Source organism: Aeribacillus sp. FSL k6-2211, from assembly GCF_037966125.1.
GTDB lineage: Bacteria > Bacillota > Bacilli > Bacillales > Aeribacillaceae > Aeribacillus > Aeribacillus composti.
Genome location: NZ_CP150190.1, coordinates 699,079 through 724,453 on the forward strand (window position 1 = coordinate 699,079; position 25,375 = coordinate 724,453).

Genomic DNA, 25,375 nt, shown 5'->3' on the forward strand with positions numbered 1-25,375 from the left:
AAAAACAAAAATGGAGGTCAACAGATGGTCAAAAGTTTGTGGGATTCAGAAAAAGCTAAGAAATTGTCGGAAGGTTTAGAACAGTTAGTCTACCGTTCCAATTTAATCGGAGCTGATCGCGCTGTATGCAACTGGGGCGGAGGCAACACTTCAATGAAAACAATTGAAAGCGATTTCCGCGGCCGTGAAATTGAAGTCATGTGGGTAAAAGGAAGCGGTTCAGATTTAGCGACAATGAAAGCGCACAATTTTACAGGACTTAAATTGGACGATATCCGCCCGCTTATAGAACGAGATGAAATGTCCGACGAAGAAATGGTAGCTTATTTATCTCATTGCATGATTGATCACAAGCATCCACGCCCTTCGATTGAAACTTTGCTGCACGCATTTCTTCCGTTCAAGCATGTTGATCACACGCATCCTGATGCGATTATCAGCATTTGCTGTGCGGACAACGGAAAGCAAATTGCTGAGGAGATTTACGGCAACCGATTTGTTTGGGTGCCTTACGTGCGTCCTGGATTTACGCTTTCCAAAATGATTGCTGAAGGCGTGAAAAACAACCCGAATGCAGAGTTAGTGTTGATGGAAAAACACGGCTTAGTCACATGGGGCGATACTTCAGAGGAATGCTATGCAAAAACGATTTCTATTATTAATGAAGCAGAAAACTATATAAAAGAGCGAATCGATGAAGAAAAAGCATTTGGCGGATTAAAATATAAAGCCCTTTCCAAAGATGAAAGAAAAGAAATCCTAGCGGAAATACTGCCAGTTATTCGTGGTGCTGTAAGCGATGAAAGAAAAATGATTTTAACTTGGGATGACGGAGAGGATGTTCTTCAGTTTGTTAACAGTCGAAACGCAAAAGAACTTTCTCAAATAGGCGCAGCATGCCCTGATCATTTAGTTCACACGAAGCGGGTTCCTTTATACATCGAATGGGATCCGCAAACAGAAAATAAAGAGCAATTAAAGGAAAAAATAAAAGAAGGAGTTTCCAATTATAAAAAAGACTACAAAGCTTATTTTGAGCGGAACAAAAACGAAGGGGACAAAATGTTTGAAGCTGCCCCTAGAGTAATCTTAATTCCTGGTATTGGAATGGTGAATACAGGGAAAAACGAAAAAATGTCAAGGATCAGCGGAGCTCTTTATCATCGCGCCATCGCTGTCATGAAAGGGACAGATGCGATCGGGAAGTTCGTCTCATTAAACGAAAATGAGTCTTATAATGTAGAATATTGGCCGCTTGAGCTCTACAAATTAACGCTTGCTCCGCCAGAAGCAGAATTTTCGCGCAAAGTGGCTTTTGTCACAGGCGGTGCAGGAGGAATTGGCAGTGCGACGTGCCGACGTCTAGCCAGCGAAGGCGCACATGTTGTTATCGCTGATTTAAACATCGAAGGAGCAGAGGAAAAAGCTAAAGAAATTAACGAAAAATATGGCGAAAATCGTGCAATTGCCGTCAAAATGGACGTAACAAAAGAGGAAGAAGTGCAAGCTGCCTTTAAAGAAGCTGCCCTTGCCTTCGGCGGAGTCGATATTATTGTCAACAACGCTGGACTTGCTACATCCAGTCCGTTCGATGAAACAACTTTGCAAGAATGGAATTTAAATATGAACGTTCTTGGTACAGGATACTTTTTAGTAGCTCGCGAAGCGTTTAAACAAATGAAGACGCAAGGTATTGGCGGGAATATGGTATTTGTTGGCTCGAAAAATTCAATTTATGCTGGAAAGAATGCGGCTGCTTACAGTGCTGCAAAGGCGCTTGAAACTCATTTGGCAAGATGTATTGCTGCTGAAGGCGGCCAATACGGAATACGTGTAAACTCCGTTCTTCCGGATGCCGTTCTTCAAGGCTCTGCAATATGGGATTCCAAGTGGCGTGAAGAGCGTGCAAGAGCTTATGGAATTTCACCGGATGAATTAGAAGATTATTATAAAAAACGAACAACATTATTAGTAAATGTGTATCCTGAAGACATTGCAGAGGCGATTGCATTTTTTGCATCTTCTAAAGCTGAAAAAACAACCGGATGCATGATCACAGTTGACGGCGGTGTTCCAGCGGCATTTACTAGATAATCTTTCAACAATACAAAAGAGCAATAGCCTATTGGCCATTGCTCTTCATGAAAATTCTCCACATAACAGTTATCGGTTATTATAACGAATTCGTGAATAAGAAAGATTTAAACATTGCAGCAGGTCATCCCCCTTCAACAACGTACGGAGACTTAACCATCAGGAGGCTTTCGGAAAGCGGAAAAGGGCATAAAAACCTTTTCCGCTTAAAAATAATAGATGCGCTGTGAGAAAACTGCTTTGAGCCTGATGCGCTAAAAATATTGGTGACAATGATTTAATGATTCATTTTATTTATAATGTGGTATATTATTTTCTGGCAGTGCTTGAAATCTTTAGGACATATTGTGGTAATGTGGTATATTATTTTCTGATAACTATTGAAAAACTTTTGAACATATTGGGGGGACGTGCAAGGTGCTTGTAGCCGAAAGACATAGGAAAATAGTTGAAATCGTTAACAAAAAATTAAGTGTACGAGTAGCGGAGCTTAGCAAAATGTTTTCAGTCACGGAGGAGACGATACGAAGAGATTTAGAAAAGCTGGAAAAGGAAGGGAGGCTTCTGCGCAGCCACGGGGGAGCGGTCAGCATTGAAAGAGACCAGCAGCTCGAATTGTCCTATTTAGAACGTGAAGTCACAAATGCCAAAGAAAAAAAAGCAATCGCTGCAGAAGCAGTTAAGCTCATACAGCCAGGAGACCAGATTGTTTTAGATGCAAGTTCGACGGCATGGTATATGGCAAAGGAACTGCCGAATGTACCACTAACAGTTATAACAAATTCCATTAGAGTAGCAATTGAATTAAGTGTCAAAGATCAAATAAAGGTAATGTCAACCGGCGGAATGCTCTCTTCAAAATCATTATCGTATATTGGTCCTCTCGCAGAACGATCTTTGGAAACATACCATGTCAATAAAGCTTTCCTATCCTGCAAAGGTGTGCATCTTGAAGGCGGTCTCAGCGATTCGAATGAATGGCAAGCATTAATAAAAAAGCAAATGATGGAGATAGCAGATAAAACCATTTTACTAGTTGACTCCAGCAAGTTTGGCGTTCGGACGTTCGCTTTAATCAATCATATTGAGAAAGTGGACGAAATTATTACAGATTCCAATATCCATCCAGCATATAAAAAAGAGTTTGAAGGAAAAAACACAAAAATCACAATCGTTCCTTTATCGTAAAAGGAGTCAAATTGTTTCAAAATAAAACAAAAAAAACAAAAAATTTTTTATAATAACACTCTTTATTTTTTTTGGTATATTTGATAATATAAAAACAAACAAAAATAAACAAAGGTTGTGTAAGCGTTGTTAAAAGGTATTCCAAAGAATCTTTCTCCTGAGCTGTTAAAAATTTTGATGGAAATGGGCCATGGTGACGAAATTGTCATTGCAGACGGGAATTTTCCGGCAGCAAATTTTGCTCAAAGATTGGTTCGAGCTGACGGACATGGTGTTCCTGAGCTGTTGGATTCTATCTTAGATTTGTTTCCGTTGGATACTTTTGTGGATAAACCGGTGGCTCTCATGCAAGTAGTAAACCAAAATGAAAGCAAACCGGCCATTTGGGACGAATATAAAAAACTTCTGGAGAAAAAATGTTCCGAACCATGGGATATAGAATTTATGGAGAGATTCAGCTTTTATGAAAGAGCCAAAAATGCTTATGCAATTATCGCAACGAGCGAGAGTGCGCTTTATGCCAATATCATTTTAAAAAAAGGTGTCATTTCATAATAGATTTCATTGGGAAACTAGTACATTTTCCGTTCAAGATGGAAGCGATAGGATGGTGGAGACAATATGGTGCAAAAATTTATTCTTGCTCATGATCTTGGGACAAGCGGAAATAAATCCACATTAATATCGCCGGACGGTGAAATCATAGCTCATACTACCTATCAATATTCCACCATTTTTTTGAAGCAGCATTGGGTTGAACAAAATCCGAATGATTGGTGGGATGCCGTGGCAAATGCATCAAAACAACTTATTTCAGAAGCAAAAATTGATCCGAAACAAATTGCATGCATTACGTTCAGCGGCCAGATGATGGGGGCTGTCCCAGTCAATCATAAAGGAGAAGCTGTAAGAAATGCAATTATTTGGGCTGATATGCGTTCGGCGCAAAAAACAGAAGCAATTGCAGAAAAGATAGGAATGAAAGAACACTATGAAATTACTGGAAACAGATTATCCCCATCCTATTCTGCAGCAAAAATTAATTGGATTCAAGAAAATGAACCAGCTGTTCATAAAGAAACATTTAAATATTTACAAGCAAAAGATTATATAATTGCTAAACTAACGGGTAAATTTGCCACCGACTATTCTGATGCAAGCGGCACGAATCTATTAAATATTAAAAAGAAAGAGTGGTCGGAAGAATTAATAAAATTATGGCAAATTGATGATGAAAAATTGCCTGAGATTTTGCCTTCAACAGCGGTTGTTGGTGAAGTTCATTCAAAGGCGGCGGAAGAAACAGGTCTGATGCCTGGTACACCTGTTGTAATGGGCGGTGCAGATGGGTGCTGTGCTGCATTAGGTGCAGGTGCGATTGATGAGGGAGATATTTTTAATTACATTGGCTCTTCTTCCTGGATCTCATTTTCGTCATCTCGTCCAGTTTTTGATCAAGAAATGCGGACATTCAATTTTATCCATTTGGATGAAAATAAATATATTCCCATCGGAACGATGCAAGCAGCAGGGACTTCCTTTCAATGGTTAAGAGACATACTGTTTCAAGACGTTTTGAAAACGGATGCAGCGAAGAATATTTATGAAATGATGAATGAAGAAGCTGAAAGCTCACCAATCGGCTCCAATCAATTGATTTTTCTTCCGTATTTAATGGGGGAGCGGTCTCCTTGGTGGAATCCAAACGCAAAAGGCAGTTTCATAGGATTGACGATCAATCATAAACGATCTGATTTGATTCGTGCTGTTTTGGAAGGGATTTCAATGAATTTAAAACTTATTTTCGATGCTCTGCAAGAAAATTATGATCGGCCATTTCAAGACATATGGCTGTTTGGAGGCGGAGCGAAAAGCAGAATATGGCGGCAAATGCTGGCTGATCTTTTCGGTGTTACCATCCGTATACCGAAAATTTTGGATGAAACGACCTCAATGGGCGCTGCGGTTGCAGGCGGTGTAGGAGTAGGCCTTCTGAAAGATTTGACAGCAGCGAAAGCTTGGTGTGTTGAAGCTGAATCATTTGAACCAGATCAACACAACCATCAATCTTATCAAACAGCTTTGAAAGCGTTTGAACAAGTTTATAAACAAGTGGAGCCGATTTTTAATCAATGGAACGGGGTTGAATAAATGTACAAACAATTGTGCGAGAAAGGGGGAAAATCATGGACATTTATTTAGACACCGCAAATGAACAAGAAATAGAATTTGCTTCAAAATATGGATTTTTAGCAGGGATTACAACAAATCCAAGCATTATTTCAAGAGAAAATAGAGAGTTTCGGCAAATTATTGTGGATATTTCCTCCAAAATTAATGGAGAAGTCTGGTGCCAGGTAACAGGAGAAACAGCTGAAGAAATGATCCTTGAAGGGAGAGAAATGTCCACATGGGGAAAAGATATTGTCATTAAACTCCCGATGACTGAAGAAGGATTATCCGCAGCTTATCAATTGAAACAGGAAGGCATAAAGGTGAATATGACTCTTATTTATACACTGCCTCAAGTTGTATTAGCTGCCAAAGCAGGGGTGGATTTTATAAGCCCTTACATCGGAAGAATGGATGATCATGCGATTGACGGGCTGCAATTTATTAAAGAGGCAAAAGAAATTATTCATCAAATGCATGCGGAAACGAAAGTTATTGGAGCAAGCATCCGAAATCCGCAGGTTGTCGTTGATCTTGCAAAATCAGGCGCAGATGCTGTAACGATGCCATTTTATATTTTTAAGAAAATGTTTGCGTCAGATCTTACAAATATCGGGTTAAAAGGGTTTTTAAATGATTGGAAGCAATATCAATCCGCGAAAAAATCTGAAAAATCTTATTAATGTAAAAGTGGAACAAAAATTCAGGACGGATAATGACAGTTACGTAAAGTAGGTGATAGGATGTCAGCTCAATTATTAAGAATGGAAGGGATAAGCAAAAGTTTTCCTGGAGTAAAGGCATTATCAAAAGTTCGACTGGATTTAAATTATGGGGAAGTTCTAGCATTAGTTGGCGAAAATGGTGCTGGAAAATCGACTTTAATGAAAATTTTGTCTGGAGTCTATCAAAAAGATGAAGGTGAAATCTACTTAGAAGGCAACAAAGTTGAAATTCCTAATGCGAAAGCAGCACAGGAAATGGGCATTAGCATTATACACCAAGAACTAAATTTAATGCCTGATTTAACGGTTGCCCAAAACATTTTTATTGGCAGGGAGCCTCGCACCGGATTTAATTTCTTTTTGAAGGAAAAGGAATTGAATGAAAAAACAGCAGAGTTGCTTGAGAAACTCAATATTAATTTAAATCCTAAAGAAACAGTATCAGATTTAACAGTGGCAAAGCAGCAGATGGTGGAGATTGTGAAAGCGTTATCTTACAATGCGAAAATTATCGTGATGGACGAACCAACTGCCGCTTTGACGGAATCTGAAATTAAAACATTATTTGATTTAATTGAAAATTTGAAAAACAAAGGTGTTGGCATCATTTATATTTCACACAGAATGGAAGAATTGAAAGTCATTTCTGACCGAATAACAGTCATGCGCGACGGTCAATACATCGACACGTTATATACGAAAGATACAGATATGAAAAAGGTTATTTCGTTAATGGTAGGCCGTCACATCCAGGATGAATCTCGCCCTACAACGACGGTTTCAAAAGAGGCTGAAACAGTCCTGGAAGTGAAAAACTTATCGACCAAAAACTTTTTAGAAAATATCAGCTTTACTTTGAAAAAAGGAGAAATTTTAGGCTTTGCCGGTTTAATGGGAGCTGGACGCACAGAAGTAGCAAGAGCCATTTTCGGTGCTGACAAAATCGATGAAGGGCAAATTTTTATCAATGGAAAAGAAGTGAAAATCAATAAGCCTGAAGATGCAGTAAAGCACGGAATCGCCTATTTGTCTGAGGACAGAAAGCGATATGGCTTAATGCTTGAAATGGACGTGAATTCGAATATTTTAATTTCTTCACTGAGCAATTATGTGAATTGGCTGACCTTTGTCAATGACTCAAAAGGATATGTAACATCAGAAGAGTATGTAAAGTCGCTGAAAATTAAAACGCCAAGCATCAAACAGCTAGCGAAGAATTTATCGGGAGGAAACCAGCAAAAAATTGTCATTGCCAAATGGCTTGCTAAAAACTGCGACATTTTAATCTTTGATGAACCTACACGCGGAATTGATGTTGGGGCGAAAACTGAAATATATCAGCTGCTAAATGAACTGGCTCAGCAAGGAAAATCCATTATTATGATTTCTTCCGAATTACCGGAAATATTAAGAATGAGCCATCGAATCATCGTCATGTGTGAAGGAAGAATCACCGGAGAGTTGACAAACGAAGAAGCATCTCAAGAAAAGATTATGGATTATGCAACACGAACTAGATCATAAATTGTAAGTTCGATTGAAGTGTCCTTTATGTCAAAAGGATTTGGAATACAAAACGAGGAGGATCAATATGAGTACAGGAACTGCACCTAACACAGAGACAAAAAAGAGTGGAAATCTATTAAAATCCAATGCACTGCAACAAATATTGGCATTTGCTAGTTTAATTGTACTTATTCTGTTTTTTACCATTTCCTCCGATAACTTTTTAAATTGGACTAATATTACTGGGATATTATTATCAACGACAGTTATCGGAATCATGGCGTTAGGAACTACATTTGTTATTATGACTGGAGGAATTGACCTTTCCATTGGTACAGGAATGACGCTATGTGCTGTTATGACAGGGGTATTTATCGTCTTTTGGGATTTGCCAATTATAGTCGGCATTTTAGGCGGAATTTTGACTGGTGCATTAATGGGATTTATAAGCGGATTCAGTGTTTCAAAATTAAAAATTCCTCCATTTATTGCAACATTGGCGATGATGATGATCGCGAAAGGATTAGCACTTGTTATTTCAGATGCAACTCCAATTTATTTTAGTGATAAACCTAGCTTCAGTGAAATTGCATTAGGTTCAATTATACCAGGATTTAATTTGCCTAACGGTGTCCTAATTTTCATTATTATGGCAATTATTGCAGGAATTTTATTAACGAAATCTATTTTTGGCCGCTTTACAACTTCTATTGGAAGCAATGAAGAAGCGACAAGATTATCCGGTATCAATACGGATAAATGGAAAATCATCATTTACACGGTTGCAGGTGTGTTTACAGGAATAGCAGGAGTTTTAATGGCTTCAAGGCTTAATTCAGCACAGCCTGCTTTGGGAGCCGGGTATGAGTTGGAAGCAATTGCAGCTGTCGTTATCGGGGGGACTTCGTTAAGTGGTGGTAAAGGAACTATTTTAGGAACAGTTATTGGGGCTCTTATTATGAGCGTATTAACAAACGGTTTGAGAATTATGTCAATCCCTCAAGAATGGCAGACAGTTGTTGTTGGATTTGTCATTTTGGTTGCAGTTTATATCGATATTATCCGTCGAGGCAAAAGCAGTTAAATTCCGTTTTTTATCTCTAGTTACAAACTAGAGTTAAAAAATAAAAAAATTATAAGGGGGAAAATTCAGTGAAGAAATGGTTGTTAACTCTATGCGGTATTTTAATGTTGTCGCTCATTTTGTCAGCATGCGGAAGCTCCTCGAAAAACGAGAGCGAAGGAAGCTCTGAATCCGCAGGAGGCGACAGTGGAAAACCCTATATCGCTATTGTCTCTAAAGGATTCCAGCATCAATTCTGGCAAGCTGTTAAAAAAGGTGCTGAACAAGCAGCAAAAGAGTTTGACGTAGAAATTACGTTTGAAGGTCCAGAAAGTGAATCTCAAGTCGACAAACAAATTGAAATGTTAAGAACAGCTATTGATAAAAAGCCGGATGCAATTGGTTTTGCTGCTCTAGACAGCCAAGCATCAATTCCTTTATTAAAAGAAGCTGATGAAAAAGGTATTCCGATTATTGCATTTGACTCAGGGGTTGACAGCGATATTCCTTTGGCAACTGCATCTACAGATAACAAAGCTGCTGCAGCGTTAGCGGCAGACAAAATGGCTGAAAAAATTGGAGGCAAAGGAAAAGTTGCGCTAATTGTTCATGACCAAACAAGTATAACTGGTGTTAACCGCCGAGATGGATTTGTTGAGAGAATAAAAGAAAAATATCCAGATATTGAAATTGTCGACATTCAATATGGCGGCGGTGACCAATTAAAATCTACAGACTTAGCGAAAGCAATCATCCAAGCGCACCCTGACTTAAAAGGGATCTATGGTGCCAACGAAGGTTCAGCGATCGGTGCAATTAATGCAGTAAAAGAAATGAATAAACAAGGCAAAATTGTTGTCATCGGCTTTGACTCTGGTAAACAGCAAATTGAAGCGATTAAAGACGGTACAATGGCAGGAGCCATTACACAAAATCCGGTCGGTATCGGCTATGAAACAGTAAAAGCTGCTGTTCAAGCAATCAATGGCGAGAAAGTAGAAAAGGTTATTGACACAGGATTCTATTGGTATGACAAAACCAATCTTGATAATGAAGAAATTAAATCTGCCATTTACGAATAATAACCTGAAAGCTGGGGATGCATTTTGCAGCCCCAGTTATACAAATACTTGAAGGGGAAAAAGATTAACCAGCTCATAAAAACAGGGTGAAACGAAACTTAAAAATTGTTTTCAAGATGATAAACATATACTAGAGGTGGAATTTAATGTCAGCAGTAATCGGAGAACTAAAAAAATATGCACATAAAATTGTAGATGCTGGTTTAGTTGTTGGAGCCGGTGGAAATCTCAGCATGCGTGATGGTGAATATATGTACATTTCACCAAGCGGCTTTGATTTAAAGGAGATTGAAGATGATCAATGGGTTAAAGTAAAAATTGACACTGGAGAAGTTTTTGGAGATTTAAAACCTTCCTCCGAATTGCTCATGCATTTAGAATGCTTTCGGCGAAATCCAGAAATCAATGCAGTGTTGCATGCGCATCCTAGCTACTCTGTTGGAGTCTCTAGTGCAGGGAAAGATATCCCAATGCTTTTCCCCGATTTTCCTGCAATGGTAAAGAAAGTTTCCTACTTAGATTATATTATTCCTACAACCAATCTTTTAGCAGAAGCTGTTGGAGAAGTCATCCATGACAGCGATGTCATTGTGATGAGGAATCATGGGGTGCTCACAGTCGGCAAAACGATGAAAGAAGCATTTTTTTATATGCAGTTAACCGAAGAATCAGCAAAAGTATTTACCATCGCTTCAACTGTCGGTACTCCGAGAATTTTAACGGAACAAGAGTGCGAAGATTTACGAAATTTATCATCCGAAAAGTATCGGGCCAGTCTGTTAAAGAAGAAGTCATAAACAGGCTTATTTTACGGGAGTGCGTATGACATGAAAAGAGTACTAGCTTTTGATTTGGGTGCTTCGAATGGTCGATTAATACTCGGAGAATATGAAAATAAAAAATTAAACATAACAGAAATTCACCGTTTTCAAAATAACCCCATCACGATCGGAGATCATTTGCATTGGGATTTAAACTACTTATTTACTGAAATGAAAAAAGGAATAAAAAAATTTGTCGAGGTTTATGGAAAAAGGATCGATGGAATTGGTTTTGATACGTGGGGAGTAGATTTCGGTCTCATTTCTGAGGAAGGAGATCTATTAGAAAACCCGTATTCTTATCGGGATACACATACCGTTCTCTTTATGGATGAAGTCCATGAGAAGATAGATAAGAAAAAACTTTTTCAAATGACTGGCGTAGAGCCAGCTGCCATCAATACGCTTTATCAGCTGTATGCGATTTTGAAAACAAGGCCTGAGCTAATAGAAAAGGCAAAATATATATTAATGACACCGAGTCTGTTCGCCTATTTGTTTACAGGTGAAATCAAAAATGAATTTACAATCTCGTCGACTTCTCAACTATTAAATTGGGAAAAAAAAGATTGGGATGAGACGATTTTAAATAAGCTGTTTGCAGATAAGGTGAATTTTGCACCTCTGGCAGAAACGAATCGCATTTTGGCCAAAACGAAAGCATCTATTAATAAGGAATTAGGGATCGATCCGGCCAATGTCATCGCGGTTCCAGGACACGATACAGCTTGTGCTTTAGGTGCCATGCCGATTCAAAATGATCAAACAAGCTGTTTTATGAGCTGCGGAACATGGGTGCTGATCGGTGTGACGGTTGAAAAGCCGGTTGTTTCAGATGAAGCTTATGAATGGGGCTTCACAAATGAAGGAACATTTGACGGGAAGTTCCGTTTGCAAAAAAACAATACCGGCTTATGGTTTATTCAACAGTGTAAAAAAGAATGGAACGATAATGGCGAAGGCATCTCCTATGAAGAAGAAAGCCGGCTGATAGAAGAAGCAGAACCGTTCCGTTCTTTTATAAATCCAAATGATCCATCGTTTTTTAACCCGCCAAGCATGCTGAAAGCTATTCAAGATTATTGTCAAAAAACTTTACAGCCTATTCCGGAAACGAAAGGGCAATTTTTGAGATGTATATTGGAAAGCTTAGCTTTTCAATACCGTTTCGTGATCGAACGGCTGGAAAATTTAATCCATCATAACATCCGGTCGATTCATATGGGAGGCGGGGGAATACAAAACAAATGGTTTTGTCGATTTATTGCTGGCGCCGCAAAGCGTACCGTTTATGCAGGGCCGGTGGAAGCCAGCGCAATCGGCAATATGCTTTCTCAATTAATTGCCCTTGGAGAAATTGCAGACTTAGAAGAAGCAAGAAAAATTGTTACCAACTCCTTTAGCTTTAAAACATATGAACCCGAAAACTGTGATCATTGGGAAAAACATTATAAATCATTTCTAGCAATCATTAAATAAATAACATACAGGAGGAATGAAAGATGGCAAAAGATCCACGATATGTAGGAAATCTACCAAAGATAGGAATACGCCCGACGATCGACGGCAGAAGAAAAGGAGTTCGTGAATCATTAGAAGAAACAACAATGAACATGGCAAAAGCTGTAGCTAAATTACTGGAGGAAAATGTTTTTTATTATAATGGACAGCCAGTGGAATGTGTGATTGCAGATACATGTATTGGAGGAGTAAAAGAAGCGGCAGAAGCAGCTGAAAAGTTTGCAAGAGAAGGCGTTGGCGTTTCGATTACTGTTACTCCATGCTGGTGCTATGGAACTGAAACAATGGATATGGATCCTCACATTCCGAAAGCAGTTTGGGGATTCAATGGAACAGAAAGACCTGGCGCAGTCTATTTAGCTGCTGTTCTAGCAGGTTATAACCAAAAAGGACTTCCTGCCTTTGGAATTTACGGTAAGGATGTTCAAGATGCAGGAGATACGAATATACCTGAAGATGTAAAAGAGAAGCTCATTCGTTTTGCAAAAGCAGGACTGGCTGTTGCTATGATGAAGGGTAAATCTTATCTCTCCATTGGATCTGTATCAATGGGAATTGCAGGAAGTGTTGTGCAAGAAGACTTTTTCCAAAACTATCTTGGAATGAGAAATGAATATGTTGATATGAGCGAATTCGTGCGCAGAATTGAACTGGAAATTTACGATAAAGAGGAATATGAAAGAGCCTTAAAATGGGTGAAGGAAAACTGTAAAGTTGGTCCGGACAACAATCGCGACGGCTTTAAAAGAACAGAAGAGCAGAAGGAAAAAGATTGGGAAATCAGCGTAAAAATGGCTCTTATCGCACGCGACTTAATGGTTGGCAATAAAAAATTAGAAGAAATGGGATATGGAGAAGAAGCTCTAGGAAGAAACGCCATTGTTGCTGGTTTCCAAGGACAGCGTCAATGGACCGACTATTTCCCAAATGGAGATTTTATGGAAACGATTTTAAATTCATCTTTTGACTGGAACGGAAAAAGAGCGCCATATATTTTTGCAACGGAAAATGATAACTTGAACGGCATTTCCATGTTGTTCGGCTACCTTTTAACTAATACGGCGCAAATTTTTGCCGACGTGAGAACTTATTGGAGTCCGGAGGCTGTCAAGCGGGTAACTGGCTATACTCTTGAAGGGAGAGCGGCAAACGGAATCATCCATTTAATTAATTCTGGAGCGGCTGCATTGGATGGAACAGGAGAACAAACAAAAGACGGCAAACCAGTTATTAAACCATACTACGAATTGACAGATGAAGATATTAAAAAATGCTTGGAAGCAACACAATTTAGACCTGCTTCAACTGAATACTTCAGAGGCGGCGGATATTCAACTGACTTTTTAACAAAAGGCGGCATGCCTGTAACGATTTCGCGCTTAAATATTGTTAAAGGGCTGGGTCCTGTTCTGCAAATTGCAGAAGGATATACGGTTGATTTGCCGGAAGAAGTTCATGACGTGCTTGACAAACGGACCGATCCAACTTGGCCTACCACTTGGTTTGTTCCGAATCTAACCGGAGAAGGTGCATTTAAAGATGTTTACTCGGTTATGAATAACTGGGGAGCCAACCATTGTTCCATCAGCTATGGTCATATTGGAGCCGATTTAATCACGCTGGCATCCATTCTTCGCATTCCGGTAAATATGCACAATGTACCTGAGGAAAAAATATTCAGACCAGATGCTTGGAGCATGTTTGGAACAAAAGATCTTGAAGGCGCTGATTACAGAGCATGTAAAAACTTTGGGCCGATCTATAAATAACAAGTAACAAAGGAACGGGATGCTTATGAAAAAATACGCAATCGGAGTAGATTTTGGGACTGAATCTGGAAGAGTTGTCTTAGTAGATGTTGCAACTGGTGAGGTTGCTGGTACTCATTCCACACAATATAAACATGGAGTCATAACGGAAACTCTTCCTCATAAGCAGAAGAAGCTGAAAAACAGTACAGCTCTTCAGCACCCGCAAGATTATTTAGATGTGCTGGAAACGTCCATCCCGAGAGTGTTAGAGGATTCCGGGGTGAGCAAAGATGATATCGTCGGCATAGGAATTGATTTTACATCCTGTACAATTCTGCCTGTCGATGAACAATTAACACCATTATGTTTTCAGGAAAAATGGAAAGATGAGCCGCATGCATGGGTAAAATTATGGAAACATCATGCAGCGCAGCCAGAAGCAGATACAATTAATCAATTAGCAAGCGAGTCGAATGAAGAATGGTTAAAGCGTTATGGTGGAAAAATTTCGTCAGAATGGATGCTGCCGAAAATATTAGAAATTATACATGATCGTGAGGAGCTCTATCATGAAGCGGCATTGTTCCTTGAAGCAGCTGATTGGCTGACGTCGCTGATGGTCGGTGAAGTGAAACGAAATAGCTGTTCTGCCGGCTATAAAGGAATGTGGCATAAACAGGAAGGCTATGTAAGAAAAGAATTTTTAAAAAGACTTCATCCATTGATGGAAAATATTTATGAAACAAAACTGTCGGGTGAAGTGGTTCCGATCGGCAGCAAGGCTGGCGAGCTGACGGAAGAGTTTGCAGCAAAAATTGGACTAAAACCAAAAACACCGGTTGCCATTGGAATTATAGATGCTCATGCTGCTGTTCCAGGTGCAGGAGTTACCGCACCTGGAAGCATGGTTATGGTTATGGGAACCTCCACCTGTCATATGCTGTTAAGCACAAAAGAAGAGTTTGTCGAAGGAATCAGCGGAGTCGTCGAAGATGGAATAATCCCTGGCTACTACGGATATGAGGCAGGCCAGGCTGCTGTTGGCGACATTTTTGCATGGTTTGTCAAAGAGCTTGTGCCGGGTTATGTCGAAAGAGAAGCGGAGGCCAAAAATCTATCTATTCATCAATATTTGGAACAAAAAGCCAGCACATTGCCTCCAGGATCAAAAGGATTGCTGGCATTGGATTGGCATAATGGAAATAGAACTCCGTTAGTTGATGCCAATTTGTCAGGTTTATTAGTCGGTCTTACGCTGAATACAAAACCTGAAGAAATTTACCGTGCATTAATTGAATCAACAGCATTCGGGACACGCTTGATCATTGAAAGCTTTGAGAATGCAGGAATCGAAATTAATGAATTGGTTGCATGCGGCGGACTGCCTCATCAAAATGAAATGCTCATGCAAATATATGCAGATGTAACGGCAAGACCAATCAAGATCGCATCTAACAAAATCACATCAGCCATCGGAGCTGCAATGTTCGGAGCTGTTGCTGCAGGATCAAAACTAGGTGGATACGATACGATCGAAGAAGCAGCAGCAAATATGGCCAAATTAAAAGACAAAGTTTTTTATCCGAAACAGGATCACGTAGAAAAATATAATTTGTATTATGAAGAGTATAAAAAATTGGTAAACTATTTCGGCCGCGGAACGAACAATGTGATGAAAAAAATAAAAAATTAATACAAAATACGGGGGTGTCTAATAAGTCGCTTTTACGGCTTATTGATGCCCCCTTTAATGTTTTGAAACGTTGATATATCGATGTTTATGATTTTTTGCTTTCAATGGGGCCTGATTTTATGGAGGCTTCTTTTTTTTTGCACTGGCGCACAAAACTACTGATGCTAAATGTTTTAATAGAATCAAAGCTTGATGCAAAATGGCGATTATGTTTCTATTAAATCAATATAATAATTAGTTTGGTCAAATTCACTCTTTTTGTTTATAGGTTTCAAATTATATCCATTTTATTTTACTTCAATCATCACGGCATCTCCCTGACCGCTTCCAGAACAGATCGCTGCGATTCCAATCCCTCCTCCGCGACGGCGTAATTCGTACGCTAGTGTCAAAAGAATACGCGCGCCGCTTGCGCCGATTGGGTGACCAAGGGCAACAGCACCGCCATTTACATTCACTTTTTCCGGATCGATTCCCGCAATTTTTATACTAGCGAGTGCAACGACTGCGAATGCTTCATTAATTTCGAACAAGTCGATATCATCGACAGATTTCCCCGTCTTTTTCAATAGCTCAAGAATGACAAGGCCCGGTGTTATTGGAAAATTTTCTGCTTCAACCGCAACTTCTGCATGGCCAATGATGGTTGCAAGAACGTTTTTACCTTCTCTTTTTGCCCGTTCATCGCTCATCAGTACAAGCGCTGCAGCTCCATCATTAATTCCAGGTGCGTTGCCGGCTGTAATCGTTCCATCTTTGTCAAATACAGGAGGTAATGTTGCCAGAATCTCTTTCGTTGTGTCTTTTCGCGGTGATTCATCTTTATAAATGACAAGCGGGCTGCCTTTACGCTGTGGAATTTCAACCGCTGCAATCTCTTCTGCCATCTTGCCTTCTTCGATTGCTGCAATTGCTCTTTTATGGCTTCTCACAGCCCAATTGTCCTGTTCTTCACGCGATATTTCATACTCTTTCGCAATTTTGTTTCCGTACGTCCCCATATGAACACCAGTAAAACTGCATGACAGGCCATCATGAATCATTAAATCAACCATCTGTGCATTACCCATTCTTAACCCCCATCTTGCGTTCTTCAATGCATATGGAGCGTTTGACATTGACTCCATGCCGCCTGCCAAAATGATTTCTTCGTCGCCTGCCCGAATGATTTGATCAGCCATTGTTACACTGCGAAGACCGGATGCACAAACTTTATTCACTGTTTCTGTTTTAATGCTCCAAGGAATACCTGCTTCACGTGCTGCCTGGCGCGACGGGATCTGTCCCTGTCCAGCCTGAAGAACATTTCCGAAAATGACTTCATTCACATCTTCAGGCTTTACTTCTGCTCGCATTAAAGCCTCTTTCATCGAAATACCGCCAAGCTGTGATGCTGTTAATTGAGCAAGCGATCCGTTAAATTTTCCAATCGGGGTACGCGCTCCTTCTAAAATAACTGTCTTTACCATTTAATTCACCTCCGAAAGTTCAGGAGAAACTGTGAATTTTGCCTCTGTTTTTGCTATCACTTCATCAACTGAAACACCATCCATTGTTTCAATCAGCACCATCCCTTGATCTGTAAAGTCAAACACGGCTAAATCGGTAATCAATCGATGGACGACGCCTTTTCCAGTAAGTGGAAGTGTACATTCTTTCTTCACTTTCGATTCCCCGCTCTTGTTCAAATGTTCCATAATGACGATGACACGTTTCGCACCGTTTACAAGATCCATTGCTCCGCCCATACCTTTGACCATTTTTCCTGGAATCATCCAATTGGCTAAATCGCCGTTCTCTGAAACTTCCATACCTCCTAAAATAGCAAGATCAATATGTCCTCCACGAACCATTGCAAATGATTCGGCACTGTCAAAAAATGAAGCGCCGAGCACTGTAGTAATCGTTTCTTTACCAGCGTTAATCAAATCGGGATCTTCCTCCCCTTCAACCGGATAAGGTCCAATGCCAAGCAGCCCATTTTCTGAATGTAATAAGATGTTGAAATTGGACGGAATCTCATTGGCAATAAGTGTTGGCATTCCGATGCCAAGATTGACAATCATTCCGTTTTCAATTTCCTTTACCGCACGCTTAACAATCTTTAATCGATTGTTAGACATCCTGATCACTCCTTCTTTTATTTAGTAACCACTGTTCTCCGCTCAATGCGTTTTTTATAATTCGTTCCTACCAGTAAGCGTTGAACATAAATACATGGTGTGTGAATTTCGTCCGGATCAAGTTCACCAGGTTCAACAATTTGTTCCACTTCCGCTATGGTGATTTTACCTGCCATTGCGGCAAGCGGATTAAAATTTCGCGCTGTTTTCCGATACACAAGATTCCCATAAGTATCAGCCTTCCACGCTTTTACAAAAGCAAAATCTGCAACGATGGCTTCCTCTAGCAAATATGTTTTTCCGTTGAACTCTCTTTCTTCTTTTCCTTTTGCGATCGGCGTTCCGACACCTGTTGCGGTATAAAAAGCCGGAATTCCTGCTCCGCCTGCTCTCATTCGTTCTGCAAGAGTACCTTGTGGTATAAGTTCTACTTCTAAATCGCCGCTTAAAAATTGCTGTTCAAAAATTTTATTTTCCCCGACGTAGGAAGCGACCATTTTTTTGATTTGTTTATTTTTGAGTAGAAGACCAAGTCCCCAATCATCGACACCACAATTGTTGCTGTAAATAGTCAAATTCTTTGTCCCCTTGTCACGTAAAGCTTGAATAGTCTTTTCTGGAATTCCGCACAACCCAAATCCGCCTACAACAATGGATGCACCGTCTTGAATGTCTGAAACCGCTTCCGAAAATGAATTCATGATTTTGTTCATGAACATCTCCTCCTTTCTTTGTCTTATGTAAGAGTTTACATTCCCATTATCTATAAGTAAAATAGATAAAAAGAATACAATTTATTCCAATAGTGAATAAATAAGGGGGGAGTATGGTGGAATTTCGTGATATTCAATCTTTCATTGATGTTGCCAATCATAACAGCTTTACAAAGGCTGCTGAATATTCCTACTTATCACAGCCTTCATTGAGCAAAGCCGTTAAAAAGCTTGAAGCTGAGCTGCATGTTGAACTGATCGAAAGGTCAACTCGTCATCTCCGTTTGACAGATGCAGGTCAAATTGTATATCAGCAAGGAAAAAAATTGATTGAAACGTTGGAAGAAATGAAAATGTTATTAGATGAACTTTCTAATCTTGCGACTGGAGAGATTAAGATGGGGGTTCCGCCGCTCATTGGAACTTTGTTTTTTCCTTCTATTGCAAGAATGTTTCATCAAAACTATCCGAATGTGAAACTTGAACTTATAGAGCTTGGGGCAAAGGTCATCGAACAATTAGTGGAAGAAGGAGAGATTGACATTGGCATAGTTGTACTGCCTGTAGACGAATCCGTTTTTCATATTCATCCGTTTATTACAGAAGAATTTGTCTTGTTTATTCATCGTGACCACCCAATTGCACAAAAACAAACAGTTTCAGTACATGAATTAAAAGATGAACCGTTTATATTGTTTTCGAAAAACTTCAAACTCCACGATTACATCATCAACACATGTAAAAATGCAGGCTTTACTCCAATTGTTTCATATGAAAGCTCGCAATGGGATTTAATTCTTGAGCTTGTTTCATCAAAACTAGGTATTACTTTAATGCCGAAAATGATTTTTCATAAACAGAACAGCCCCAACATCACGATTGTTCCGCTTAAAGATCCGCCTCTTCTTTGGAGACTCGGCATCATTACGAGAAAAGGCAGATATCACTCATTTGCTTTAAAAAAATTGCTGGAAATGCTTAAAGAAAATCCATTATGATTTTTCAAACGTATTTATCGTTTCGATAATGGGGACTTTCATCAAAGTATCAACTGTTTCCAACTAAAATTTCAGAACATTCAAACTTGTTTTTTACATTGAAACAAAATGAAACTGCAGTTATTGTTCATCAAATTTTCCATCATAAAATTAGGACGGTACAATAGTGGCTTTGTCATTCAAGTCGTCTTTGTTGTCCCTTGGAAAATTCCTTGTCGTTATTTTTATGTTTACTAGACTAAAAGATGGTCTATTTTTTTACAAAAAATCTCTTGATCGAGCTTAAGCTGTCTGTCGAATTGTATGGAGCAAGCAACAAAATTCTATGGGCGAATTGCAACAAATTCTTTTTTAAGCTGTATTGTTGTACGAAAAAATTGTAGCGAAACAGTGTAGCGATTCGCTACAATTCATCATTCTCTTTCACCATTCTCTAATTTTCGAAAGCCTTTTCTCCCCTTAATTTTTTGATGATTTTTAATATTGGCACGAATGTTGCAAAGTAAAAAGTGAAAACAAAATCAATTTTTGAAAAAAGAAAGGAGAGAAATGGATGGAAGCAGTAACAACTCGCAATGCACAAATACTTGCTATCGATGCAGGGGGAACGATGACAGATACCTTCATTATTGACGACAATGGTGAATTTGTCGTCGGAAAAGCACAATCCACACCTGAAGATGAATCAATTGGTCTTCTCAACTCTGCAAGGGATGCACTAACTTACTGGAACACAACAGTAGAAGAAGAATTTCCTAAATTGCTTGCGGGTGTCTACTCCGGAACAGCGATGCTGAATCGTCTCGTGTCAAGGAAAGGACGCCGCGTCGGTCTGATCGTTAATAAAGGGATGGAGGATTTCCATCGAATGGGCCGGGCGATCCAGGCTTACCTAGGATATTCTTATTCAGACCGTTTACACTTGAATACTCATCGTTACGATCCTCCACTTGTACCGAGAGAATTGACAAGAGGCGTAACAGAAAGAGTCGATTTATTTGGAAACGTTGTCATTCCACTTTATGAACATGAAGTGGAACCAGCAGTATTGGACCTTCTGGAACAGGATGTCGAAGCAATTGTGATCAGTTTGCTTCATTCTTACAAATATCCGCAGCATGAACGAAAAATTAGGGATATTGCAAAGGAAGTCATGAAGAAAGTCGGAAAAGAAGTGCCTGTGTTTGCATCGGTTGATTATTACCCTGTTAGAAAAGAGTCTCACCGCACAAATACAACCATTATAGAAGCATATGCAGCAGACCCGTCTCGGGAGACATTGTCGAAAATTGATAACATGTTAAGAAATCACGGGGCAAAATTTGATCTTCGGGTCATGGCCAGCCACGGTGGAACGATAAGTACGCGTGCAAATGAACTGGCAAGAACGCTCGTTTCAGGTCCGATTGGGGGAGTAGTTGGCGCGAAATATCTCGGTGAACAACTCGGTATTCGCAATATTGCATGCTCGGATATCGGCGGAACAAGTTTTGATATGGCTCTTATTACTCAAGGGGATTTGAGTATTAATACAAGCCCAGATATGGCAAGGCTTGTACTATCATTACCGCTTGTTTCCATGGATACTGTTGGAGCTGGGGCAGGCAGCTTTGTGCGAGTGGATCCGAACTTCAAATCATTAACACTTGGACCGGACAGCGCAGGTTCGAGAGTCGGCGTTTGTTATCCGGAGGGCGGCATAGAAACGGTAACAGTAACCGACTGCCACGTTGTTCTTGGACTAATCAACCCGGATAATTTCCTTGGCGGCGAGGTTAAGCTATATCCGGAAAGAGCTTATGAAGCATTGAAGAAGCAGGTCGCCGATCCACTCGGATTATCTGTTGAAGACGCAGCATACGGTGTTATCGATCTGCTTGAGTCGCAACTGCGCAATTACCTTGAATCTATGATCCTTGGAAAAGGGTATTCGCCATCTCAATATGTATGCTTCTCTTATGGAGGCGGCGGTCCGCTTCATACTGCCGGCTACACAAAAGGTCTTGGCTTTGAAGATGTTCTAGTACCGGCGTGGGCAGCTGGATTTTCTGCTTTTGGCTGCGGTGCGGCAGACTTTGAATACCGCTATGATAAAACACTTGATATCAATGTAAACAACGGAGATGAAGACAGCAGTAAGCTGAAGGCAGGTAAAGAATTGCAGGATGCTTGGGATGAACTAATCGAAAAAGTGGCAGCTGAATTTGAGAAAAATAACTTTAAACGACAAGATGTGAGTTTCCGTCTTTATTTCCGCATGCAGTACCAAGGTCAGTTAAACGACCTTGAAATTGAATCGCCGATTCAAAAGTTTAAGGATATTAACGACTGGGAAGAGCTTGTCAAAGCATTCGAAGAAACGTATGCGAGAATTTACGCAAAAGCGGCCAAATCGCCTGAACTCGGTTACAGCATCACAGGAGCAATCGTACGCGGTATTGTTGAAGTGGCAAAGCCGAAAATTCCTGAGGAGCCTTTATCTGGAGAAACTCCGCCGTCAGAAGCGTTTCTTGGCCAGCGTGATGTGTATTGGAAGGGCGAGTGGATCAAAGCAAACATTTGGGAAATGGAAAAATTGAAGCCAGGGAACAAAATCGGTGCATTTTCAATTTTAGAATCTCCAGCCACAACGTTTGTGATTCCGCCTGGTTTTGAAACATATCTTGATGAGCATCGCATTTTCCACTTAAAAGAACTTTAAGGAAAAAGGAGGGTATTTTTTCATGACGATTACTGAAAAAACAATACAAAGCCAGAAAAATATTGGTTGGCACGGAAAAACACTCAAGCAAATGCGCAAAGAAATTGATGAAATCAGCCGAGAGACAGGACATTACGCAGGTTTAAAAACATTGCCATTAAAAGAGTCATATCCAATCCGCTATGAAAAGATCTTTTCAAAATTGCGGGGAGGAGTTGTGCATGCAAGGGAAACGGCCAAAAGAGTGGCGGCCTCCCCGATTGTTGAGCAAGAAGGGGAATTATGCTTTACTTTATACACTCCTGAAGGAGATTCGATTGTAACTTCTACTGGAATTATCATTCACGTCGGGACGATGGGCGCAGCGATTAAATACATGATTAAAAACGATTATGAAGAGAATCCGGGAATTGAAGACGGAGATATTTTCTGTAACAATGATTGCCAGATCGGAAATGTGCACCCATGTGACGTTCATACAATTGTTCCAATCTTTTACGAGGGCGAGCTGATAGGCTGGGTTGGCGGAGTTACCCACGTAATTGATGTTGGGGCGACTGCACCAGGAAGTATGACCGTTGGACCAGTTAGCCGTTACGATGACGGTTATCAAGTGGCCTGCCGTAAAATCGGTAAAAACGATACGCTCTTAAAAGATTGGCTTATTGAAAGCCAGCGTTCTGTCCGAACAACAAAGTACTGGCTTCTTGATGAACGGACTCGCGTTGCCGGCTGCCATATGATCAGAGACCTTGTCCTTGATATTGTCAAGGAGGAAGGTGTCGACACTTATAAACAATTTATTCGCGAGGTAATTGAGGATGGACGGCGCGGTTTTGTCAATCAAGTAAAAACGTTGCTGATTCCGGGTAAATACCGCCAAGTTTCATTTGTGGACGTACCGTATAAAAACCTAGATGTTCCTCCTTACGCTCGTGTAAACACGATTATGCATGCTCCAACAGAACTGACTGTTCACAAAGATGGCAAGTTCCAAATCGACTTTGAAGGCGTTAACAGATGGGGATGGCACAGCTACAATGCTACACCTGTTTCGATTACGAGCGGAATATGGGTCATGATGTCGCAAACGCTCATCCCGAACGATCGGGTTAATGATGGCGCTTATTATGCGAGCCAGTTCGACTTGCCTTACGGTTCATGGCTAAATCCGGACGATATTCGGACCGCTCACAGCTATGCATGGCACTTCCTTGTATCTGCATGGAGTCCATTATGGCGTGCACTTAGCCGCAACTACTTTGCACGCGGGTATTTAGAAGAAGTTAACGCCGGAAATGCCAACACTTCTAACTGGCTGCAAGGAGGAGGATATAACCAATTTAACGAAAATCATGCCGTTAACAGCTTCGAATCAGCAGCCGAAGGGGTCGGAGCAAGTGCGGTAAGAGACGGTATTAACCATGCGGCAGCCATCTGGAACCCTGAAGGTGATATGGGAGATATGGAAATTTGGGAGCTCGCAGAACCGCTTCTTTATTTGGGACGAAGCATAAAACCAAATACAGCAGGGTATGGAAAATACCGGGGAGGCAGCGGCTACGAGACTTTGCGGATGGTATATGGTGCAAAAGACTGGACGATGTTCTTTATGGGAAATGGCTTTATGTCAAGTGACTGCGGTTTAATGGGAGGCTATCCAGCAGCATCAGGATACCGTTTTGAAGCACATGGAACGAATTTGAAAGAACGGATCGAAAAAAGACTGCCTATTCCTACAGGGGGAGACAGTGATCCAGATAATCCAGAATACGATACTTTAATGGAAGCAAAGGAAATTATCCGTGATAAGCAATCCATTACAACAGAAACAATTTTTGAAAATTACGATCTGTATTTAAATTACCTTCGTGGGGGTCCTGGTTTTGGGGATCCGCTTGAGCGCAAGCCGAAAATGATTGAGGATGATTTAAATGAAGGACTGCTGCTGCCGCGTTATGCAGAAAGCGTTTACGGAGCAGTTGTCAGCAAAAATGAAAAAGGCAAGTATATCGTTGATGAAAAAGCGACAGAAAAACGCCGCAAAAAAATAAGAAAAGAGCGTCTAAAGCGCGGGGTTCCTGTAAAAGAATGGATGGAGCAGGAGAGACAAAAAATTCTAAACAAAGAAGCGGCTGTGCAGGTTCGTCATATGTATGCCGGCAGCTTTGCCTTAAGTGAAAAATTTGCGAATGAGTTTAAACAGTTCTGGAATCTGCCGACAGAATGGCATTTATCAGAAGATGAGTTAGGTGTACCAACCTTTGGAGCAAAAATAAATCATCAGAAAAAAACGGGGTGAGAACATGGCACAATATGATCGTAAGACGATTGAAGAGCTGATCGACGGAACAATTGATTTTTACAAATTAAAAGAAATGCTTTCAAATTTTAAGGATACTGACCGATTTGATAAATATATCAGCATTTTGCAGGAAAGAGTTCCATGGGATGATCCAATTCTATTGCCGGCTGGACTTCACCTTTATATCGTTTTGAAGCCAGATGGCAAACGAGTCGTAAAGTGTGATTGCGGACATGAATTTTGTGAGGCAAGTGACAACTGGAAACTTCATGCGCTTATATACGTTCGTGATACAGAGGAAAAAATGGTGGAGCTGTATCCGAAACTGCTTGCTCCAGATCCGGAGTGGCAGGTTATACGTGAATACTATTGCCCAAATTGTGCAAGTCAACTGGAGGTAGAAGCTGTAACACCTTGGTATCCAATCTTAAAAGATTTTGAACCAGATATTGATGCATTTTACAATGAATGGCTGAAGCGTCCGATACCTCAAGTGAAATAAATCATCAATCAGGAGTTCGTTTCTGACTAAAGGCTGACACAATCGAACAGCAAGTGGATAACCTAGTGTTTTCATCACAAAGGTTATCCACTTTTATTTAAAGCAGTTTTAAAAAAACTATAGAAAGTTGACACATTATTTCATTTTTAGAGAGAATACCATAAAGAAACAGAATTTTTTACGACAAGCAGTTCAAAACGTATTGCTCAAAATTAATCTGTCGCATGCACACTTGAGCAAATGCGTTAAACATTTGACATCGTTTTGATAAAGCGATGGTGAACGCATGAATTTGATTCAAAAGATTAAAAATGCGAATCTAGACACTTGATATCTTCGAGTAAATACGTTAATAATTGTGGTAACACTTGTCACTTCCTTGCTTATCATCACTGGTGTGTAATTCCTTAAGAACTA

General features: G+C 40.1%; 19 protein-coding genes. 16 read left to right on the top strand and 3 right to left on the bottom strand.

The window, feature by feature from the left end:
* Positions 1-24 precede the first annotated feature (24 nt).
* The 12 genes from NSU19_RS03515 (at position 25) to NSU19_RS03570 (ending at position 15,616) form a co-directional block, all read left to right on the top strand.
* Positions 25-2,094 (top strand): bifunctional aldolase/short-chain dehydrogenase, encoded by a 2,070-nt coding sequence (locus NSU19_RS03515; protein ID WP_144598060.1) that lies wholly within the window; start codon positions 25-27, stop codon positions 2,092-2,094.
* 417 nt (positions 2,095-2,511) lie between these two features.
* On the top strand, positions 2,512-3,282 hold the full coding sequence (locus NSU19_RS03520; RefSeq protein ID WP_130156710.1) for a DeoR/GlpR family DNA-binding transcription regulator: 771 nt from the start codon (positions 2,512-2,514) through the stop codon (positions 3,280-3,282).
* A 126-nt stretch (positions 3,283-3,408) separates the two neighbouring features.
* Entirely contained in the window at positions 3,409-3,837 is a 429-nt protein-coding gene (locus tag NSU19_RS03525; RefSeq protein ID WP_063389250.1) for an RbsD/FucU family protein, read from the top strand.
* A 66-nt stretch (positions 3,838-3,903) separates the two neighbouring features.
* Positions 3,904-5,433 carry a xylulokinase gene (gene xylB, locus NSU19_RS03530; RefSeq protein ID WP_144598059.1) on the top strand — a complete coding sequence of 510 codons (1,530 nt, stop codon included), beginning with the start codon at positions 3,904-3,906 and terminating at the stop codon, positions 5,431-5,433.
* 35 nt (positions 5,434-5,468) lie between these two features.
* Complete coding sequence (locus NSU19_RS03535; protein WP_066246789.1) at positions 5,469-6,137, top strand: transaldolase family protein; 669 nt, start codon at positions 5,469-5,471, stop codon at positions 6,135-6,137.
* Between the two features lie 60 nt (positions 6,138-6,197).
* The gene (locus NSU19_RS03540; protein WP_063389248.1) at positions 6,198-7,703 is read left to right on the top strand and encodes a sugar ABC transporter ATP-binding protein; all 1,506 of its coding nucleotides are present in this window, start codon (positions 6,198-6,200) and stop codon (positions 7,701-7,703) included.
* 67 nt (positions 7,704-7,770) lie between these two features.
* Positions 7,771-8,769, top strand: coding sequence for an ABC transporter permease (locus tag NSU19_RS03545; RefSeq protein ID WP_063389247.1), 999 nt, complete (start codon positions 7,771-7,773; stop codon positions 8,767-8,769).
* 104 nt (positions 8,770-8,873) lie between these two features.
* Positions 8,874-9,830, top strand: coding sequence for an ABC transporter substrate-binding protein (locus tag NSU19_RS03550; RefSeq protein WP_339199955.1), 957 nt, complete (start codon positions 8,874-8,876; stop codon positions 9,828-9,830).
* Positions 9,831-9,976: 146 nt separating this feature from the next.
* Positions 9,977-10,627: a class II aldolase/adducin family protein gene (locus NSU19_RS03555; RefSeq protein WP_063389246.1), complete on the top strand. Its 651-nt coding sequence runs from the start codon at positions 9,977-9,979 to the stop codon at positions 10,625-10,627.
* Between the two features lie 30 nt (positions 10,628-10,657).
* Positions 10,658-12,130, top strand: coding sequence for a rhamnulokinase family protein (locus tag NSU19_RS03560; protein ID WP_063389245.1), 1,473 nt, complete (start codon positions 10,658-10,660; stop codon positions 12,128-12,130).
* Positions 12,131-12,153: 23 nt separating this feature from the next.
* Positions 12,154-13,941, top strand: a complete 1,788-nt coding sequence (locus tag NSU19_RS03565) for an L-fucose isomerase (RefSeq protein WP_063389244.1) — start codon at positions 12,154-12,156, stop codon at positions 13,939-13,941.
* Between the two features lie 25 nt (positions 13,942-13,966).
* A complete protein-coding gene (locus NSU19_RS03570) occupies positions 13,967-15,616 on the top strand; it encodes a ribulokinase (protein ID WP_130156712.1) in 1,650 nt (549 codons plus the stop codon).
* Between the two features lie 287 nt (positions 15,617-15,903).
* Here the strand turns inward: NSU19_RS03570 and NSU19_RS03575 are convergent, their stop codons facing one another.
* From NSU19_RS03575 to NSU19_RS03585, 3 genes are read right to left on the bottom strand one after another with little or no spacing between them, the layout of a single operon-like run.
* Entirely contained in the window at positions 15,904-17,085 is a 1,182-nt protein-coding gene (locus NSU19_RS03575; protein ID WP_063389242.1) for an acetyl-CoA C-acetyltransferase, read from the bottom strand.
* Positions 17,086-17,739, bottom strand: coding sequence for a CoA transferase subunit B (locus tag NSU19_RS03580; protein WP_063389241.1), 654 nt, complete (start codon positions 17,737-17,739; stop codon positions 17,086-17,088). It lies immediately after the preceding gene.
* 17 nt (positions 17,740-17,756) lie between these two features.
* A complete protein-coding gene (locus tag NSU19_RS03585) occupies positions 17,757-18,458 on the bottom strand; it encodes a CoA transferase subunit A (RefSeq protein ID WP_130156714.1) in 702 nt (233 codons plus the stop codon).
* A 110-nt stretch (positions 18,459-18,568) separates the two neighbouring features.
* On the opposite strand from NSU19_RS03585, the gene NSU19_RS03590 reads away from it, so the two are divergent.
* From NSU19_RS03590 to NSU19_RS03605, 4 genes are all read left to right on the top strand, one after another.
* Positions 18,569-19,450: a LysR family transcriptional regulator gene (locus NSU19_RS03590; protein ID WP_063389239.1), complete on the top strand. Its 882-nt coding sequence runs from the start codon at positions 18,569-18,571 to the stop codon at positions 19,448-19,450.
* Between the two features lie 553 nt (positions 19,451-20,003).
* The gene (locus NSU19_RS03595) at positions 20,004-22,151 is read left to right on the top strand and encodes a hydantoinase/oxoprolinase family protein (RefSeq protein WP_063389238.1); all 2,148 of its coding nucleotides are present in this window, start codon (positions 20,004-20,006) and stop codon (positions 22,149-22,151) included.
* A gap of 22 nt (positions 22,152-22,173) precedes the next feature.
* Entirely contained in the window at positions 22,174-24,453 is a 2,280-nt protein-coding gene (locus tag NSU19_RS03600; protein WP_339198811.1) for a hydantoinase B/oxoprolinase family protein, read from the top strand.
* Positions 24,454-24,457: 4 nt separating this feature from the next.
* Positions 24,458-24,958 carry an acetone carboxylase subunit gamma gene (locus NSU19_RS03605; protein WP_063389236.1) on the top strand — a complete coding sequence of 167 codons (501 nt, stop codon included), beginning with the start codon at positions 24,458-24,460 and terminating at the stop codon, positions 24,956-24,958.
* The last annotated feature ends 417 nt before the right edge of the window (positions 24,959-25,375 follow it).

Excerpts from the sequence above, each read along its gene's own strand:
- NSU19_RS03515 (WP_144598060.1), top strand. The coding sequence starts at position 25 with ATGGTCAAAAGTTTGTGGGATTCAGAAAAAGCTAAGAAATTGTCGGAA.
- xylB (WP_144598059.1), top strand. The coding sequence starts at position 3,904 with ATGGTGCAAAAATTTATTCTTGCTCATGATCTTGGGACAAGCGGAAAT.
- NSU19_RS03535 (WP_066246789.1), top strand. The coding sequence starts at position 5,469 with ATGGACATTTATTTAGACACCGCAAATGAACAAGAAATAGAATTTGCT.
- NSU19_RS03540 (WP_063389248.1), top strand. The coding sequence starts at position 6,198 with ATGTCAGCTCAATTATTAAGAATGGAAGGGATAAGCAAAAGTTTTCCT.
- NSU19_RS03545 (WP_063389247.1), top strand. The coding sequence starts at position 7,771 with ATGAGTACAGGAACTGCACCTAACACAGAGACAAAAAAGAGTGGAAAT.
- NSU19_RS03550 (WP_339199955.1), top strand. The coding sequence starts at position 8,874 with ATGTTGTCGCTCATTTTGTCAGCATGCGGAAGCTCCTCGAAAAACGAG.
- NSU19_RS03555 (WP_063389246.1), top strand. The coding sequence starts at position 9,977 with ATGTCAGCAGTAATCGGAGAACTAAAAAAATATGCACATAAAATTGTA.
- NSU19_RS03560 (WP_063389245.1), top strand. The coding sequence starts at position 10,658 with ATGAAAAGAGTACTAGCTTTTGATTTGGGTGCTTCGAATGGTCGATTA.
- NSU19_RS03565 (WP_063389244.1), top strand. The coding sequence starts at position 12,154 with ATGGCAAAAGATCCACGATATGTAGGAAATCTACCAAAGATAGGAATA.
- NSU19_RS03570 (WP_130156712.1), top strand. The coding sequence starts at position 13,967 with ATGAAAAAATACGCAATCGGAGTAGATTTTGGGACTGAATCTGGAAGA.
- NSU19_RS03575 (WP_063389242.1), bottom strand. The coding sequence starts at position 17,085 with ATGGTAAAGACAGTTATTTTAGAAGGAGCGCGTACCCCGATTGGAAAA.
- NSU19_RS03580 (WP_063389241.1), bottom strand. The coding sequence starts at position 17,739 with ATGTCTAACAATCGATTAAAGATTGTTAAGCGTGCGGTAAAGGAAATT.
- NSU19_RS03585 (WP_130156714.1), bottom strand. The coding sequence starts at position 18,458 with ATGTTCATGAACAAAATCATGAATTCATTTTCGGAAGCGGTTTCAGAC.
- NSU19_RS03595 (WP_063389238.1), top strand. The coding sequence starts at position 20,004 with ATGGAAGCAGTAACAACTCGCAATGCACAAATACTTGCTATCGATGCA.
- NSU19_RS03600 (WP_339198811.1), top strand. The coding sequence starts at position 22,174 with ATGACGATTACTGAAAAAACAATACAAAGCCAGAAAAATATTGGTTGG.
- NSU19_RS03605 (WP_063389236.1), top strand. The coding sequence starts at position 24,458 with ATGGCACAATATGATCGTAAGACGATTGAAGAGCTGATCGACGGAACA.